Consider the following 17,319-nt stretch of genomic DNA (forward strand, 5'->3'; position numbering starts at 1 on the left):
CCGGGTTTAGGCCGCCCTTTGGGAGTCCATAGGCGTTTTTGGCAGTTAAAAACAGCAAAGCCCCGAGACAGTATGGACTGTTCGGGGCTTTTCGCTTAAAGTTATTTTTCCAATTGGTTTGTTTGCCGGGCCAAACGCTGAATGACCGTAATCAGGAAATGATTTTACCTATGGCGTGATGGCCTTACCAGTCTACCCGCCCTCTGTTGTCGCTGTCCTGAGGTTGGGGGCGCTGATCACGGGGCGGATCTGGGACGAAGCCCGGGGGTTGGGTGAAGGCGTCGAAGCTCCAGTTGCCGTTATCATCGTTGATTACGCGCAGGGCCCATTCAGCTACGATAGGAAGGGCCGTACGGGCACCCTGCCCCAGTACGCTGCCCTGCGGGAAGCGGATGCGGGCGTCTTCTCCGCCAACCCATGAGCCCGCTACAACGTGCGGAAACACGCTGACGAACCAGGTATCAACGGCGCGGTTTGTAGTTCCGGTTTTGCCGGCTACATCCTGCCGTATGCCCATGTTTCTGAAACGGATTCCTGTGCCGTGTCCCCACTCACCTCCGGAAATCACGCCGCGCATCATGTCGATCATGGTGTAGGCGGTTAAGGGGCTCATAACCTCCTGCTGCATTTGGGGCGGGGCCTCGAAAAGCACGTTTCCTTCGCGGTCTTCAATGCGCATGATGACGAGGGGGTCCATATAAACACCGTTATTGGCAAAGGTGGCGTAAGAGTTTACAAGCTCGAGCAGGTTTACTTCTGCCGTACCAAGCGCGATGGCGGGCACAGCTTCCATGCGTGACCGTATGCCCATATTCCGGGCCATGTCCGCAATTTGTCGGGCGGCGGGAAACAGATCTTCGAGGTTATCGGTACCGGGTGCACCGGCGAGCTCAGGCAGCATGCGTACGGTTACGTTGTTCAGGCTTCGGGCGATGGATTCGCGCATACTCACGTATTCCGGACCGGGGGCAATGCGGATGTCGTTGGGTGCCCATACATTGCCGGAGCGGTCCCGGAAACTGACCGGAAACCTGGAGAATTCGTGGTAGGGCATGTAGCCGTTGTCAATGGCAAGGGCGTACACAAATGGTTTAAAGGTAGACCCTGCCTGCCTGCGCAGCTGGGAAACATTATCACGCTGAATGGTAGAAAAGTCGGTACCTCCAACCCATGCAAGGACGTGTCCGGTACCGGGTTCGATGGCGACGAAGCCCGACTCAAGACGCATTCGGGAGCGGAGTATGCGGTGCGTGAGCTCTCTGTTCTGACGCAGACGCTGCAGGGCCTGCTCCCTGCTGAGTCCTTCTTCACGGATGAGCTGCTGGAACTCACCCGATTCCATCAGGAAGCCGTCGATGTGGTGCGGAAACTGCTCCTGATATCGCGGCATGAAGCGATCAGGCCCATTGTCGCCTCCCCATACATTTACGAAAATGGTTTGGAGGGAATCAACTTTTTGCTCGACAACACGCTCTGCATGCCGCTGCATGTGTGCGTCAATGGTGGTGCGAATAACAAGCCCGTCCCGGAAGAGGTCGTAGCCGTTTTCCTCCGCCCAGCGGCTAACCTGAAGCCGGACGTATTCACCGAAATAGCGGCTCTGTCGGGTTGCCTGCCGCGGCCGCTGATAATCAAGCGCAATAGGAGCGGCAACCAGGGAAGTGAAGTCGTCATCGGTCAGAAAGCCGTGGCGGTTCATCTGCATGAGCACGATGTTTCTGCGTCGCTGCGCATTTTGGGGGTTCAGCCTTGGGTTGAAGAATGATACGGCCTGAAGGGTACCAATGAGGGTAGCGGACTCTTCGACATTAAGTTCCAGCGCAGGCTTGTTGAAATGTGTTCTTGCTGCAGCTTCAATGCCGAAAGCGCTGTTGCTGAACTCAACGGTGTTGAGATACATTTCGATGATTTCCGCTTTCGTGTAGTTGCGTTCTATCTGAATTGCGGTAATCATTTCGCGCAGCTTCCGGATTACGCTTACCTCCCTGCCGATAGAGCGGTACAGGTTCCGCGCCAGCTGCTGTGTTATGGTTGATCCGCCCTGCGGAGCTCCCCTTAGCACGTGGTACGGAATAGCAAGCGTACGGCGCATGTCAATGCCCCAGTGATCGAAAAAGCGGTGATCTTCGGTCGCAATCAGCGCATTGATGGTGTGGGGAGAGATTTCATCTATGGTTACATAGCGGCGGTTTTCAACGAAATAACTGTCTAAAACGACGCCGTCCCTGCTCAGCACAAAGGAAGCAACGTCGGTTCGGGGGTTTTCCAATTCTTCAATCGAAGGCAGGCCCTGCACCAAAAAACTGATAAATATCGCGAGGCCTATCAGGCTTACCAGAATGATACCGCCAAAGATTCCCACAAGCATTTTGGGCACAGAACGCCGCGGTACAGCATGCTTCGTTTTTTTTGAGGAAGGGGATTTGTCTCCCTTAGAAGCATTGCTTCTGTCCGATTTCAGAACAAACTGTTTACGTATTCGCTCCCTGTATTCGGGATCATTAAGGTAACGTTCGTCGTCGTTCAGGTTTGAATCGCTCATACGGTGATGGCAGTTTTTAAATGTTGAAATCTACGGTTGGCACAGTCCCACTTAACGAGTGCGAAGCCTTCTTTTGTGTGTAGCGCTAAAGTTTCCCCAAAGCCAAAATTGCCAAGGTTGAGGTATTCGCGTGTTCCCACCTTTAAATGGATGGCATTATGATGATGACCACAGAGCAATACATCAGCTTTATTATCCGCTTTAAGAAACTCAGTAGCCCAGACATCAAGCATGCGGGGCTTGTTATCAGGTCGTAGCATATAATCGCGCAGCTTTGACTTTTTAGAAAATTGGCGCATGAGCTCAATGCCGGCAGCCGGGGGGAAAAAAAATTGGTATAATTTTATAAAATACGGATTTCTGAGGAAGCGGTGAAACGCGGGCCTTGGAAGCTTCATATCCGGATCAGACAGCCCATCACCGTGCATCACCAAAACTTTACGCTGTTCAATTTCAAGAATCCGGTATTCATGCTCAAGTTCAAATCCGATCTCCGGTAGCTTCGGACCCGTCCAGTTGTCATGATTGCCGGTTATGAAAAGGGTTGACGTTTGGGTACGTTCGTGAAACCCCTGAAAAGCTTCAAGCACGCGGTCAAAAATGCGAGGCCATTGGTTGCGGTAATCCATCCAGTAATCAAACAGATCTCCGGCTATCACCAGTCTGAGCTTGTTTTCCTCCACATGCCGGAGGAGTTCGAGCATATTTCTCTCAATCCGCTCATTTTCCGCTACTTCAAATCCGCCAAGGTGCACATCCGATACAAACACATAATCGCCCGCACAGGGCGTCACTTCTTCGCTCATTTTCTCTCTTTAAACAGACGCATAAACAAATCAACATCAGCTTCGAGACCCCTGGGATCAGCAAGCTCACCAGGATCTTTAACGGACACCGGAGCCTTCTTTTTTTTAGGAGGCTGTTTCGCGCCGGCAGATCCGGGAACTATCTTATTTTTGAGGCTGCCTAAAAAAGGATCGCAGCGAATCACATCAACGCCATAGAAAAAAGCTTTTTGGCGGATTTCCGTATCATCGGTAACGACGCTCCAGTTTTGAGAGGCGCCCTCATCTGAAAGCATTGCGATGATGACCTCATCCGCAGTACGCTCCCGGGAAAACCGCACTTTAAGGCGGGCATAAGTGCCAGGGATGATTTGAGGCACGCCGTCAAAAATCAGGGACGCTCTTCTGTTTTGAGCAACACACCAATCAGATACGTAACGGCAGATTTCACGCATTGCAAGGAGATGATCCTGACGCAGTGTTTTTTTGATCTGAGGATGTTTGTGCATCAGGTTGTGCGCATCAATAAGCAGCTGACGACTTTTCATAGGGCGTGCTTTTTCTATTTTTTTCTGCTTGTGATGTAGGTAATCAGCTGTTCCATATCATCCCGAGCTTGCGTAGGCGGGAATTTACCAAGATTCGCCAAGGCCCGCCTGCTGTATGTTTCCATATCAGAAGCCGCGGCTTCGAACCCTCCGCTTTCATGCACAAAGCTTGTTATTTTTGCAACTTCACCGGTTGATTTATGCTCTTTTCTAAAGCGGAGCTTCCACTTCTGCCGCTCAAGAAAGGAGCAGGTTTCCAAAGCTTTTATGAAAGGAAGCGTAATTTTTTTCTCGCGAATATCATTACCAAGCGGTTTTCCAACATTGTCGACGCCATAATCAAAGAGGTCATCCCGGATCTGAAAGGCAATGCCAAGATCAAGTCCTATTTCCCGCATGAGTTGCACCTCTGCCGGATCCGCAGAAGCTGAAGCAGCGCCGCTTTCCGTACAGGCAGCGAGCAGACTTGCTGTCTTATCTCTGATGATTTCAAAGTATTTCTGCTCGGTCATATTCTGGAGCTTTGAGGCTTTAAGCTGCCGCAATTCCCCTTCGCTCATGGCTTTGACAGCCTTAGACATGATTTTAAGGAGTTCAAACTCATCGGCCTCAAGTGATACAAGCAGACCTTTTGAAAGGAGAAAATCTCCAAGCAGTATGCTTGCCTTGTTTTTCCAGACCTGATTGATACTAAGCAATCCTCTGCGCTGTTCGGCGTCATCTACTACATCATCGTGAATGAGCGTAGCCGTGTGCAGCAGTTCTATCATGGTTGCAGCCCGAAAGGTCCGCTCATTGATGCCGCCGCAAAGCCGCGCCGCATACAGCACCAAAATCGGCCTGAGTTCCTTACCCTTCATGCGGTGCAGGTACCGGATCATCTGATCCAGCAAAAACACATCTGTTTTAAGCTCCTGTCTGAAGAAAGTCCGGAATGCTTTCAGCTCACTGCCGACCGGACGACGCAGATCATCGAGCGTAATTTTGTCGGTATCGCGCTCCATTATACCGCCCTGTAATTGACTATTGGATTCCACAAAGAATAAAATTCTGTTCCATAAATTAATTGGCTCAAATCGTGAAAGCGCTTGTATCGTTCGGAAATGGGTTATTGAGAAACCGGCAATTCTGATTTCGGGCTAACACGAATTCAGCACCTACACAAAAAAGCGCCCCGCCACTAAATTCAAAATTCTGTTATTAATACACTTACATACAATATTAAGAAAAGCCGCAAAATGCAATTTCACATTATATGAAGGTAGCACTCAATGCCATCAAATTAAAACTAACTTGTTTGGTCACAGCTAAGTGTGTAATTTTGTCGGTTCTGTTAGTTTGATAACTTAACATATATCCTTTTGAATACGATAAAGAAAATTGGGGTACTTACAAGCGGCGGCGACTCCCCTGGAATGAATGCCGCAATTCGTTCGGTAACACGTGCAGCCTTATATAAAGGACTTGAAGTAACCGGTATCAGATACGGATATCAGGGCGCTATAGAGGCAGATTTTGTCGAGATGAAGAAGTTAACTGTCTCGAATATGATACAAAGGGGCGGAACCATACTAAAGTCAGCGCGATCAGCTGAATTCCGGACCCCTGAAGGCCGTAAGAAAGCGGCCGAAAATTTAAGAAGTCAGGGCATTGAAGCGCTGGTAGCTATCGGCGGTGATGGTACATTTCAGGGTGGCACTATCCTGCAGCAGGAACATGGATTTCCGGTTATTGGAATCCCCGGCACCATCGATAACGACCTCAGCGGTACGGATGAAACCATCGGTTACGACACCGCACTCAATACCGCACTCGATGCCATCGATAAGATCAGAGATACAGCCGACGCGCACGAGCGCATGTTTTTGGTTGAAGTGATGGGCCGCGATGCCGGCTTTCTCGCACTTGAAACGGGCATTGCTTGTGGCGCTGAACTCACCCTCCTTCCCGAAACCCTTGTCCATATTAAAGAAGTGAAGGAAACCCTTCGGAATATCCTGACCAACAAAAAGCGCAGTACGCTTGTAGTGGTAGCGGAAGGGGATGAATCCGGCGGTGCCATGGAGCTTTACAGCAACCTGAAAGAGGATTTCAGTGATATCGACACCCGCGTTTGCGTACTCGGTCATATTCAGCGGGGCGGCAACCCCACGGCACGCGACCGCGTTTTGGCCAGCAGACTTGGCGTAGCAGCGGTAAATGCACTCCTCGACGGCCATGTCAGTGTGATGGTCGGCGTTGTAAACAATAATATTAAGCTCACGCCCCTGAAGAGCGGCTGGAGTAAGAAGAAGTCAATCCAAACAGAGTTACTCGATCTCACCAAAATTCTAAAATAAGCAGACCATGATTCGATTTGATTTTGAGCATGCGCATTCCTTTGTAAGTGATGATGCGCTGTCATCCGCAAAAAAACGCGCTGAAGAATCCTTTAAGCAAGTCCAAACACAGACTGGTCCTGGCCCGGAATGGCTGGGATGGAGAAGCATACTCGCACAGCCCAATGATGCCCTTCTCAGCGAAATTGACGGACTTGCAACAGCCATCCGTCAGGAAGCAGACGTATTTATTGTATGTGGTATCGGCGGTTCCTATCTCGGCGCCAAAGCAGTTATTGACGCGCTTTGCCCCTTTTTTGGGGGTAAAGGACCCGAGATTCTCTATGCCGGACATCACATGAGCGGTCGCTACCTGAGCGAGCTTATGGAATACCTGAAAACCCCAAAAGCTGATGGTACAACCAAAAAGGTTTTCGTAAACGTAATCTCAAAATCAGGTACAACTACCGAAACGGCCTTAGCCTTCCGCGTGATCCGAAGCTGGATTCACGAGACCTTCGAGCAGCCTGAAAAACATATTATCTGCACCACGAGTGCAACTGGCGGCGCACTAAATAAGATCATTGATGCCAATGGCTACAAAAAATTTGTCCTTCCGGATGATGTCGGGGGACGTTTCTCGGTACTCACGCCCGTTGGCTTACTCCCGATAGCTGTAGCCGGTATTGATATTCGTGCCCTGTTCTATGGCGCTGTCTCCGCTTTCAACGAAACCGAACAAAGCCCGGACGCTCTCCTAACCTATGCCGCAACCCGTCTCGCCCTCTATGAGCAGGGCAAAATGATGGATATGATTGCGAGTTTTGAGCCCGAGCTTTCCGGCATGGGCGGCTGGATGCAGCAGCTTTACGGTGAAAGTGAAGGTAAAAACGGCAAAGGCATGTTCCCGGTCCTGCTCGGCTATTCCACCGACCTTCACAGTGTTGGTCAAATGGTACAGGAAGGGCAGCGTAACATGATTGAAACCTTCCTGGTGGTTGACAAGCCCGGTAAAACGGTAACCGTTGCTGCCGAGGAAGATGATGCCGACGGCCTGAACTACTTAAGCGGGAAGGATTTCCACTACATCAACGGGAAAGCATACCTGGGGACGCGTGAGGCCCATGTAGAAGGCGGCGTACCTTGTCTCAGTATTCACTTTGAAAAGCTGGATGAAGAGCACATTGGCCGCTTCATCTATCTGTGCGAAATCGCGATTGCGGTTTACGTGTACTGCCTGAACGAGAATCCGTTTGATCAGCCCGGGGTTGAAGCTTACAAAAAAGCAATGTTCAGGCTGCTCGGCAAACCGGGATTCTGAATACAAACCTGATGACCGTTTCTTCAAAAAAATATTTTACTGCGATTGCCGGCAATATCGGAGCCGGTAAATCATCCCTTACCGGGCTTCTGTCCAAACACTTTGGATGGAAGCCCTATTATGAAGCCGTTGATAACAACCCGTATCTCTCGGATTTTTACAACGATATGCGGAGATGGAGTTTTAATCTGCAGGTGTATTTTTTATCGAGCAGATTTAAACATCAGAAAAAACTCATGCAGCGCGATGAGAGCTACATTCAGGACCGCACGATTTATGAAGATGTCGAAATCTTCGCTAAAAACCTGTTTCAGATGGGCCTGATGAGTGAGCGGGATTATGAAAATTACAGCTCCTTATTTGAGGAGATGACTTATTATCTGAAGCCACCTGATTTACTTATCTACCTCCGGGCTGATGTTCCGACGCTGGTGCGGCAAATACAGCAAAGAGGGCGCGACTACGAAACAACCATTCGAATCGACTATCTCGAAGGGCTTAATAAGCTCTATGAGGACTGGATTGCCCGATATCCGCATGAAAAGCTGATTATTGAAACCGACGCGCTCGATTTTGTAAACAGCAATGAAGACCTCGGCACGGTTATTAGCATAGTAGAAAGAAGGCTCTACGGACTTTTTTCATAAAAGCCTTTGGGGCGCATCAAATTGATTATCTTGTCTGAATATCTTATATTTGCAGGCTTGTAATTAATTTTTTGTGATGAAATTCAGAATAAGCGACATACCTGACAGTAAATCGAATCTGCAACTTGCGTTGGATGAACGCACGTTCAAACTCGAGGAATGTGATCACGGTCCGGTACAACTGAATGTTGAGTTCGTTAAAATGCTCAACACCATTCAGGTATCCTTTGAAGCTTCAGTTACCCTGCAGCTGACCTGTGACAGAAGCCTTGAGGTATTTGATTATCCGGTATCTGTTACGTACAAAGTTTTATTCAAGCCTAACGCTGAACCTGAAGAAGATACGCTGCAGGCCCTTCGCCCGCTCAACACTTCTTCAAATATTATCTCGATTGAAGAAGAAATCCGCGACAGCATACTGCTAAGCCTCCCGATCAAAAAGCTTCATCCCCGATTTTTGGATGACGATGGAAACCCTTCATTGTTTTTTGAGACCTTTGGAGAGAGCCCAAATGCTGAAACTGAAATCGAAGAAACTGATGACCGTTGGGCAGCTCTAAAAAAGCTAAAGAATAATTCTTAAGAGATTTCCCGTCAGAGTTGTTTTATTGCTGAATGCATCACTTTTAAACCATAAGCCCCAAATAATATTCAAAAATGGCACATCCAAAGAGAAAAACTTCTAAAGCACGCAAAAACAAACGCAGAACACATCAGAAACTTGAAGATGTAACCCTTTCAACCTGCAACAATTGCGGTGAAGTACATCGTGCACACCATGCCTGCGTTGCTTGCGGCTACTACAGAGGGCGTCAGGTTCTCGCCGTAAACTAATTTTCTACCACTGCTAAGCCGGAATCTTTCTATGCTGAAAATTGCAATTGATGCCGTCGGGGGTGACTACTATCCGCAAAACCCTGTGAAGGGTGCGATAATGGTTCTCGAAGAGAGAGAAGACATCCATATCATTCTGCTTGGGCCGGAAGAGCTTGTACAGAATGAAATCGCCAAACAGGGGTACAGCGGGGACAGGCTTACTGTTGTCAATGCCCCTGAAATCATTGGCATGGATGAATCTCCGTCAGTAGCCCTGAAAACCAAAAAACATTCCTCTATTGCCATTGGTTTGACCATGCATGCTCAGGGGAAATGTGATGCATTTTTCAGCGCAGGAAACACAGGGGCTTTACTCGGTGCCTCCATGTTTATACTTGGCAAAATTGAGGGCGTACTCAGACCAACCATCGGTAGCATCTATCCTTCTATTGAAGGGAATAAATTGATGCTCGACGTCGGTGCCAACATTGATGTAAAGCCGGAAGCACTCGTTCAGTTTGGTATCATGGGTAAGGTTTTTGTTGAGAACATTCTCGGCATCAAAAACCCCAAGCTCGGTTTGATGAATATTGGCGAAGAAGAAGAAAAAGGCCGTGAAGCCGTACGTCAGGCCTATGCAATGCTCCGGGAACGTGATGACTTTGTGGGTAACATTGAAGGTCGTGATGTCATGAAAGCAAAAGCGGATGTTTATATTTGCGACGGCTTTGTTGGCAACCTCCTTCTGAAACTTGGTGAGTCCATTCCTGAAAACATTCTGGAGATCATTCGCCGGTCTGAGCGTGCTAAAACACTCAGCAAAGAAGAACTCGGCCTGATCAAGTCTGTAATGCTTGATGCGCTCGCGCCTTTTGATTATCAGCTGATTGGCGGCGTTCCTTTTCTCGGCATTAACGGAGTCAGCATGGTCGGCCATGGCGGAAGCACCCCCCTTGCCATTAAAAACTCTATTTTATCTGCCGAAAAGATAGTTCTCAAAAAAGTGAATGAACAGATAAAAGCTGCCCTGAACTAAACCCTTTCTACATGTCCGACAGACCTAAAGCCACAATAACAGCATTGGGCCACTATTTGCCCGATTATGTACTGACCAATGCAGAGCTCGAGCAGCTTGTTGATACCAATGATGAGTGGATTAAAACCCGAACAGGTATCAGCGAGCGCCGGATTTTAAAAGATCCGGATAAAGCTACCGCATTCATGGGAGGGCAGGTCGCCCATGAAATTCTGAAAAAACGCGGTATCGAAGGTTCTGAGATTGACTGTATTATTGTGGCGACGGTAACTCCTGACTACTTCTTCCCGGCTACAGCCTGCCTCATTCAGCGCGAAATTAAAGCCGTTAACGCCTATGGCTTTGACGTATCTGCAGCCTGTTCCGGCTTCCTTTATGCTTTGTCCACCGGCGCCATGCTGATTGAGTCTGGCCGGTATAAAAAAGTGATGGTGATCGGCTCAGACAAAATGAGTTCTATTGTTGATTACACGGACCGCACGACCTGTATCATTTTTGGAGATGCGGCGGCAGGTGTTCTTTTGGAACCAAGTACGGACGGCAGCGGTATTCAAGACGTAATACAGCGATGCGATGGCAATGAAGCTGAGCTCTTACGTCAGGAAGGCGGGGGCAGCCTCAACCCCGCTTCACATGAGACCGTTGATTCAAAGAAGCATTTTATCCGTCAGGAAGGACGCATCGTTTTCAAAAAAGCTACAGAATCGATGGCCGATGTTTCGCTGGAAATCCTGAAACGCAACGCGCTCAGTCATGATGATGTGAGCTGGTTTGTTCCGCATCAGGCCAACAACCGGATTATCTCTGCCACAGCCAAACGCATGGGTGTCAGCATGGATAAAGTGATGGTCAACATCGACCGGTACGGAAATACTACTGCCGCTACCATCCCGCTTTGCCTGTATGAATGGCAGGACAAGCTTAAGGAAGGGGACAACGTCATCCTGGCATCCTTTGGCGGCGGCTTTACCTGGGGATCAGTTTACATTAATTGGGGGAAAACATTTTGAGTAAAACAGCACTCCTTTTTCCGGGACAAGGCTCTCAAAAAGTTGGGATGGGCAAAGCCCATTACGAGTCAGATCCGGTATTCAGGAAAGTTTTTGATGAAGCAAATGAAATACTTGGCTTCAGTCTCAGCGAAATTATGTTCGAAGGTCCGGATGAGTCGCTTCGTCAAACCGAGAACACGCAGCCCGCAATATTTCTGCATTCAATCGCCCTTTTCAAAACGCTTGATCTGCAGGCTGACGCCGTAGCAGGTCACAGCCTCGGCGAGTTTTCAGCACTTGCAGCTGCCGGGGTGCTTTCATTTGAAGACGCACTCCGTGTAGTAAGAAAACGGGGGCAATTAATGCAGCAGGCCGGAACCGATAACCCCGGTACAATGGCCGCTGTTATTGGTATGGCTGATGAAAAAGTGGCCGAAATCTGTAAAGAAGCCTCAAAAGGCGCTGACGATATCGTTGTTCCTGCAAACTACAACTGCCCCGGACAGCTCGTCATATCAGGTCATGAGACGGCAATAGACCGGGCTCTTGTGCTTCTTAAGGAGCAGGGATGTAAAATCGCTAAAAAACTCCCTGTAAGCGGTGCGTTCCACTCTCCTCTTATGCAGTCCGCCTATGACGGCCTCAAAGCGGAACTTGATCAGGTATCCTTTCATACCCCGTCCTGCCCGGTTTACGCCAATTATACCGCACGTCCGACAACCTCGGCTGATGAGATAAAAGAGAACCTCCTGAGTCAGCTTCTCAATCCGGTTAAATGGACCCAAACCCTTCTGCAGATGAAAGAAGACGGTTTGGAAGCATTTACCGAAGTTGGTCCCGGCAATGTACTGCAGGGTTTGGTAAAACGCACGCTGAAAGGCACCGCTATCAGCGGTCATCAGTAGTTAATCCCTAACACAACGAATCATTATCTATGTTTTCTTTAGAAGGAAAGTCCGTACTTGTAACCGGCGGAACCCGCGGTATCGGAAAAGCAATAGTTCTTGAACTTGCTAAAGCCGGTGCGGATGTTGCCTTTACGTATGCCCGCTCAGCTGAAGCAGCCGAAACAGTCAAAAAAGAAGTTGAGTCTTTGGGTAAAAAAGCTCTTTCCTATCAGGCGGATGCAGCAGATGCCACGCGCGCAGAAGAAGTAATTGGCGACATTGTTAAAACATGGGGTAAGCTTGATGTCCTCGTTAACAATGCCGGTATTACAAAAGACACACTCATCATGCGCATGAATGAACAGCAGTGGGATGATGTAATTACGACCAACCTGAAGAGTGTTTTTAATTACAGCAAGCATGCTGTACGTCCTTTCATGAAAGCGGGTGCAGGTTCCGTCATCAATATTGGTTCCGTTGTAGGACTGTCCGGTAACGCAGGTCAGACCAACTATGCAGCTTCTAAAGCAGGTATCATTGGTTTCAGCAAATCCCTGGCAAAAGAACTTGCAAGCCGCAATATCCGGGTTAATGTGATTGCCCCGGGCTATATCAAGACAGAAATGACCGGGCAACTTTCCGACAAAGTTATGGACAGCATTAAGGCAAGCATTCCTATGGGTGAAGCCGGTGATGTTCAGGATATTGCTGCAGGTGTGATTTTCCTTGCCAGCGACGCCAGCCGGTATATTACCGGTGAAACCATCCGCATTGACGGTGGCATGGCCATGTAGCGCATTGTAAATGCTGTGTATTTCAAAGCTTTAACGTTCTATTTTTTGGAAATACCCACAATTTTTAAGTACATTTTAACCAACCTCTAACCTTTACCTTAAGCAAAAACAAATGTCACAAGACCTCGAAAAAAAAGTAACTGAGATCATCGTAGAAAAACTTGGCGTAGATGAAGCTGATGTTGTACCTGCAGCAAACTTCGCTAATGATCTTGGCGCAGATTCACTTGATTTGGTTGAACTGATTATGGAATTCGAAAAAGAATTTGACACTCAAATTCCTGACGAAGATTCTGAGAATATCGCAACCGTTGGTGATGCTATCGATTACCTGAAAAACAAAGTTCAGTAATCTTCGAACTAAACTTCTTGTTTACCACACGCATAACTCTTTAACTGAGTATTAATGGCTGAACGCAGAGTAGTAGTTACCGGTATGGGTGCTATAACACCAATTGGTAACGATTTAGAGCAGTTTTGGGATGGTCTGAAAAACGGTAAGAGCGGTGTTGACTATATCAAACACTTCGATACCGAACGATTTGCCACCAAGTTTGCCGCAATGGTTAACGACTTCAAACCCGGTGATTTTATTGAGCCAAAAGCCGCGCGCAGGCTCGACCGGTTTTCGCAGTTCGCCCTCGCGGCTTCCGATATGGCAATTGCAGACGCTTCCATCGACCTCGAAACCGTTGACAAAAATCGGGTTGCAGTTCTTGTAGGAACAGGCATCGGTGGCATGGACACCTTTTACAAGAATTGTGTCGCCTTCGAAAAGATGGGCCCACGCGGAATATCTCCTTTTTTCATCCCCATGCTAATCCCGGATATTGCCTCCGGGCATATTTCGATTAAGTATGGATTCCGTGGTCCGAACTACTGCGCCGTTTCAGCTTGTGCAACAGGTTCACACAATATAGGACTGGCCTACGACCACATTCGGTCGGGCCAGTCTGATTTTGCTGTTTGTGGTGGTGCAGAAGCGCCCATCATTGAAATGGGAGTTTCAGGCTTTAATGCAATTAAGGCCATGTCAACCCGCAACGATGACCCGCAGACAGCTTCAAGACCTTTTGATAAAGACCGCGACGGTTTTGTCCTTGGCGAAGGTTCCGGAATCCTCTTCCTGGAAACCTATGAAAGTGCTGTCAAGCGTGGTGCCCGTATTTATGCCGAAATCGTTGGATACGGTTTCTCAGCAGATGCACACCACATTACAGCACCCGATCCGGAAGGTGCCGGTGTGATGTTAGCAATTACGCAGGCGCTGGAAGCAGCTAACATCAAGCCCGAAGACATTGATCATATCAACATGCACGGGACCTCAACCCCGCTTGGTGATATAGCGGAAACCAATTCTATTAAAAAAGTTTTCGGCGATCACGCGTACAAAATTAACCTGAATTCCACCAAGTCTATGACCGGTCACATGCTTGGTGCTGCAGGAGCCGCTGAAGCCATTGCAACCATTTTGGCGCTTTACCATGACCTTGTACCACCAACCATCAATCATTTCAATACTGACCCGCTCTGCGACCTGAATTACACCGTAAATGAAGCGCAGGACCGGAAAATGAATTATGCCCTTAACAATGCTTTTGGATTTGGTGGGCACAACACAACCCTTGTAATGAAAAAATTTGACGAGTAAGAATGATGTTCATGCTGAAGCTGAGAAAACTTAGAGCTTACTTTACCAAAAAGAAGCTTGATTCAGCTACACAGCATAAAATATCTACACTTGAACAAATAATCGGGGATTCAATTCAAAACCCCAATATCTATTTGCGAGCCTTACGGCATCGCTCAAAACTCATTGAAGATGGCCTCGAAGATGTTGAGAGCTACGAACAACTTGAGTTTTTGGGCGATGCCGTTCTTGATTTGGTCATAACTGAAATACTGTTTGAGTTATATCCGAACAACAATGAAGGGTTCATGACTAAAGTCAGATCAAGGCTTGTTCGCGAAGACACCCTGGCCGATCTTTCAAGGAAACTCGGCTTCCCTTCCTTAATTGAAGTAGGCAAACGCGTCCGCGGGCAGGGAATTGAATTAAAAAACAGCGTTTTATGTGATATATTTGAGGCTGTTGTAGGCGCTGTTTATAAAGATTTGGGCTTCTCAGCTTCACAGACCTTCATCCGGAATGTTTACACGACACACATTAATATTAAGGATGTAAGCGTCACACAGGACAACTACAAAAGCATGCTTCTTGAATTTGCCCAGGCCAGGAAACTATCCGTCCCTGAATACAAAATCGTGTCTGAAACCGGACCCGATCACGACAAAACCTTCGAAGTAAATGTTCTGATTAACGGAGCCGTTGAGGGTATGGGTAAAGCAAAAAACAAGAAAAAGGCAGAACAGGCCGCAGCTAAGCTTGCCCTTGATAAACTAAATCACTAATTAAGAAAAACTATTCAACACATCAGGGCATTTCTCTGAATAACAGATTCGACTTTTAGCTCTCTAAATTATTAATTAAAACCCCACTACTTATGTCTGAAACCAAGGTAACCGCCGTAGATCAAACTTTCCCGGTTAAGAAGACAACCGCTTCCCGCCTGCAATCCGTCAACTTTAGCGACCTTCGGTTTGGTGACGTATTCAGTGATCACATGTTTGAACTGATCTATGAAAACAACAGCTGGCAAAAGGGAAAGATTATCCCCTACGGACCGGTCAACATCATGCCTTCGGCGAACATACTGCACTACGGACAGGGCGCCTTTGAAGGCATGAAGGCTTTTACCATGGAAAACGGGGAAATTAACGTCTTCAGGATTCATGACCATTACAACCGTTTTAATGACTCCTGCAAGCGACTCAACATCCCGTCCATACCGGAAGAAACCTTTACGCAAGCCATCCTGCAGCTCGTTGACCTTGACCGTGAATGGGTACCGAGTGACAAATACAAATCACTTTACCTGCGTCCTTTTGTGTTCGCAACAGAAGAGTTCCTGGGCCTTAAAACGTCTACGACCTACCGTTTCTACATCATCACTGGACCGGTCGGAAACTACTATCGGGAGGGGATTAATCCGGTTAAACTCACGACCATGCCGGACTATGTACGTGCAGTTAAAGGCGGAGTCGGTAATGCAAAAGTTCCGGGCAACTATGCCGCAAGCCTGTACCCGGCACATGTAGCTATGCAGCAAGGCTACTCGCAGGTACTTTGGCTTGATGCCATCGAGCGAAAGTATGTGGAAGAGGTCGGAGCCATGAACATCTTTTTTGTCATTGACGGCAAAGTGTCAACGTCTCCCCTTACCGGAACCATTCTGCCCGGCGTCACCCGGCGCTCAGTACTTGAACTCTGTAAACTTTGGGGCTTACCGGCTGAAGAACGAATGATTTCTATCGACGAGCTTTTTGCAGCCTATAGAGAAGGCCGATTGACCGAAGCCTTTGGTTCAGGTACAGCTGCAGTAATCTCTCCCGTTGGGGTTATTCATCATAAGGGCGAAGTTATTACGCTTGATACAGAAAAAATGGGGCCGGTCGCAGAAAGACTGTACGCAACCATCACCGGTATTCACCACGGAACAGAGGAAGACCCTGCAGGATGGTGCAACATCATTTAATACCGCGGTAAGAATGTCAATGCAAAAGCCGGTTCATCACTTTTAGAGCGTGAAACCGGCTTTTTCTTTTTCAGAATGAGGCCGCACACGTTTATATTACATCCTTTGCTATATCCGAAAAGCTTAACTCATCAAAACATCACACCAAAATACCCTGTAAGCCGCACAGGATCACATGAAAGCATATCATCAGTTAGTAGCGCGTGTACTTGAGCACGGCGTAAAAAAAGAGAATCGAACGGGCACAGATGCCATCAGCAGCTTTGCAGAAAGCTACCGCGTTGACTTAAGTGAAGGCTTTCCCCTTCTCACGACTAAAAAGATGATGTTTCGCTCAATCATTCTGGAACTGTTATGGTATCTGCGCGGCGAAAGCCATATCAGATGGCTGCGAGATGAAAACGACTGCCATATCTGGGACGCCTGGGCCGATGAAGAAGGGAATGTAGGTCCGATTTACCCGGTACTGTGGCGGCGTTTCCCTTTTACCTGTTACGAAGAAGTTGACTTTGAAGGGGTCGGGGGTGCATTTAAAAATGATATGCCGACCCGCAAAGAGTTTGATCAGATTCAATATATCATTGATCAGATAAAAGAAAACCCGACGAGCAGAAGGCTTGTGTTAAGTGCCTGGCATCCGGGTTTGCTCGATCAGATGGCACTTCCCCCCTGCCATATCATGGCCATCTTTAATATAACCGACGGAAAGTTAAACTGTCATCTGACACAGCGATCCGGTGACATTGCGCTTGGTATTCCGTTTAATCTTGCCTGTTATGCAGCTCTTACCATGATTATAGCGAGACAGACAGGCTATGAGCCCGGCATATTTGCACATACTATAGTTGATGCTCATATTTATGAAAATCATGTGGATGGGCTTAAAAAACAACTCGAGCGTGAGCCTTTCCCACTGCCAACACTTGAAATTGCAGATAAAAGTCTTGACAAACTAAGTCTGGAAGATTTCACCCTGCACAACTATCAGCATCATGAAGCTATCCGGTTTGAAGTAGCCGTGTAAAATCAGCTTATAT

At 47.9% G+C, this 17,319-nt stretch carries 18 protein-coding genes; 14 read left to right on the forward strand and 4 right to left on the reverse strand.

The window, feature by feature from the left end:
* Positions 1–184: 184 nt before the first annotated feature.
* The 4 genes from CYPRO_RS11260 to CYPRO_RS11275 are packed head-to-tail and all read right to left on the reverse strand — an operon-like array spanning position 185 to position 4,912.
* Complete coding sequence (locus tag CYPRO_RS11260; protein ID WP_114984702.1) at positions 185–2,542, reverse strand: transglycosylase domain-containing protein; 2,358 nt, start codon at positions 2,540–2,542, stop codon at positions 185–187.
* On the reverse strand, positions 2,539–3,348 hold the full coding sequence (locus CYPRO_RS11265; RefSeq protein ID WP_114984703.1) for a UDP-2,3-diacylglucosamine diphosphatase: 810 nt from the start codon (positions 3,346–3,348) through the stop codon (positions 2,539–2,541). The genes CYPRO_RS11260 and CYPRO_RS11265 overlap by 4 nt, the downstream gene beginning before the upstream one ends.
* Complete coding sequence (locus CYPRO_RS11270; protein ID WP_114984704.1) at positions 3,345–3,875, reverse strand: NYN domain-containing protein; 531 nt, start codon at positions 3,873–3,875, stop codon at positions 3,345–3,347. The genes CYPRO_RS11265 and CYPRO_RS11270 overlap by 4 nt, the downstream gene beginning before the upstream one ends.
* A gap of 14 nt (positions 3,876–3,889) precedes the next feature.
* The gene (locus CYPRO_RS11275) at positions 3,890–4,912 is read right to left on the reverse strand and encodes a polyprenyl synthetase family protein (protein WP_240644741.1); all 1,023 of its coding nucleotides are present in this window, start codon (positions 4,910–4,912) and stop codon (positions 3,890–3,892) included.
* A 333-nt stretch (positions 4,913–5,245) separates the two neighbouring features.
* Between CYPRO_RS11275 and pfkA the strand changes: the two genes are divergently transcribed.
* The 14 genes from pfkA (at position 5,246) to CYPRO_RS11345 (ending at position 17,306) form a co-directional block, all read left to right on the forward strand.
* A complete protein-coding gene (pfkA, locus tag CYPRO_RS11280) occupies positions 5,246–6,214 on the forward strand; it encodes a 6-phosphofructokinase (RefSeq protein ID WP_205730357.1) in 969 nt (322 codons plus the stop codon).
* 7 nt (positions 6,215–6,221) lie between these two features.
* Entirely contained in the window at positions 6,222–7,514 is a 1,293-nt protein-coding gene (locus CYPRO_RS11285) for a glucose-6-phosphate isomerase (RefSeq protein WP_114984707.1), read from the forward strand.
* Between the two features lie 11 nt (positions 7,515–7,525).
* Complete coding sequence (locus tag CYPRO_RS11290) at positions 7,526–8,161, forward strand: deoxynucleoside kinase (RefSeq protein ID WP_114984708.1); 636 nt, start codon at positions 7,526–7,528, stop codon at positions 8,159–8,161.
* A gap of 76 nt (positions 8,162–8,237) precedes the next feature.
* Positions 8,238–8,744 (forward strand): YceD family protein, encoded by a 507-nt coding sequence (locus tag CYPRO_RS11295; RefSeq protein ID WP_114984709.1) that lies wholly within the window; start codon positions 8,238–8,240, stop codon positions 8,742–8,744.
* Between the two features lie 74 nt (positions 8,745–8,818).
* On the forward strand, positions 8,819–8,995 hold the full coding sequence (rpmF, locus tag CYPRO_RS17010; RefSeq protein WP_114984710.1) for a 50S ribosomal protein L32: 177 nt from the start codon (positions 8,819–8,821) through the stop codon (positions 8,993–8,995).
* Between the two features lie 31 nt (positions 8,996–9,026).
* Positions 9,027–10,013 carry a phosphate acyltransferase PlsX gene (gene plsX, locus CYPRO_RS11305; protein WP_240644742.1) on the forward strand — a complete coding sequence of 329 codons (987 nt, stop codon included), beginning with the start codon at positions 9,027–9,029 and terminating at the stop codon, positions 10,011–10,013.
* An 11-nt stretch (positions 10,014–10,024) separates the two neighbouring features.
* A complete protein-coding gene (locus tag CYPRO_RS11310) occupies positions 10,025–11,023 on the forward strand; it encodes a beta-ketoacyl-ACP synthase III (RefSeq protein WP_114984711.1) in 999 nt (332 codons plus the stop codon).
* Complete coding sequence (fabD, locus tag CYPRO_RS11315) at positions 11,020–11,910, forward strand: ACP S-malonyltransferase (protein ID WP_114984712.1); 891 nt, start codon at positions 11,020–11,022, stop codon at positions 11,908–11,910. Before CYPRO_RS11310 ends, fabD begins: the two co-directional genes overlap by 4 nt.
* A 29-nt stretch (positions 11,911–11,939) precedes the next feature.
* A complete protein-coding gene (fabG, locus tag CYPRO_RS11320) occupies positions 11,940–12,686 on the forward strand; it encodes a 3-oxoacyl-[acyl-carrier-protein] reductase (protein ID WP_114984713.1) in 747 nt (248 codons plus the stop codon).
* Between the two features lie 112 nt (positions 12,687–12,798).
* Positions 12,799–13,038, forward strand: a complete 240-nt coding sequence (locus CYPRO_RS11325) for an acyl carrier protein (protein WP_114984714.1) — start codon at positions 12,799–12,801, stop codon at positions 13,036–13,038.
* 54 nt (positions 13,039–13,092) lie between these two features.
* Positions 13,093–14,337, forward strand: coding sequence for a beta-ketoacyl-ACP synthase II (gene fabF / locus CYPRO_RS11330; RefSeq protein ID WP_114984715.1), 1,245 nt, complete (start codon positions 13,093–13,095; stop codon positions 14,335–14,337).
* Positions 14,338–14,348: 11 nt separating this feature from the next.
* The gene (rnc, locus tag CYPRO_RS11335) at positions 14,349–15,098 is read left to right on the forward strand and encodes a ribonuclease III (protein WP_164682732.1); all 750 of its coding nucleotides are present in this window, start codon (positions 14,349–14,351) and stop codon (positions 15,096–15,098) included.
* 92 nt (positions 15,099–15,190) lie between these two features.
* The gene (locus CYPRO_RS11340; RefSeq protein ID WP_114984717.1) at positions 15,191–16,282 is read left to right on the forward strand and encodes a branched-chain amino acid aminotransferase; all 1,092 of its coding nucleotides are present in this window, start codon (positions 15,191–15,193) and stop codon (positions 16,280–16,282) included.
* 175 nt (positions 16,283–16,457) lie between these two features.
* Positions 16,458–17,306 carry a thymidylate synthase gene (locus CYPRO_RS11345; RefSeq protein ID WP_114984718.1) on the forward strand — a complete coding sequence of 283 codons (849 nt, stop codon included), beginning with the start codon at positions 16,458–16,460 and terminating at the stop codon, positions 17,304–17,306.
* Positions 17,307–17,319: the final 13 nt, after the last annotated feature.

Source organism: Cyclonatronum proteinivorum (assembly GCF_003353065.1).
GTDB classification, from domain to species: Bacteria; Bacteroidota; Rhodothermia; order Balneolales; family Cyclonatronaceae; genus Cyclonatronum; species Cyclonatronum proteinivorum.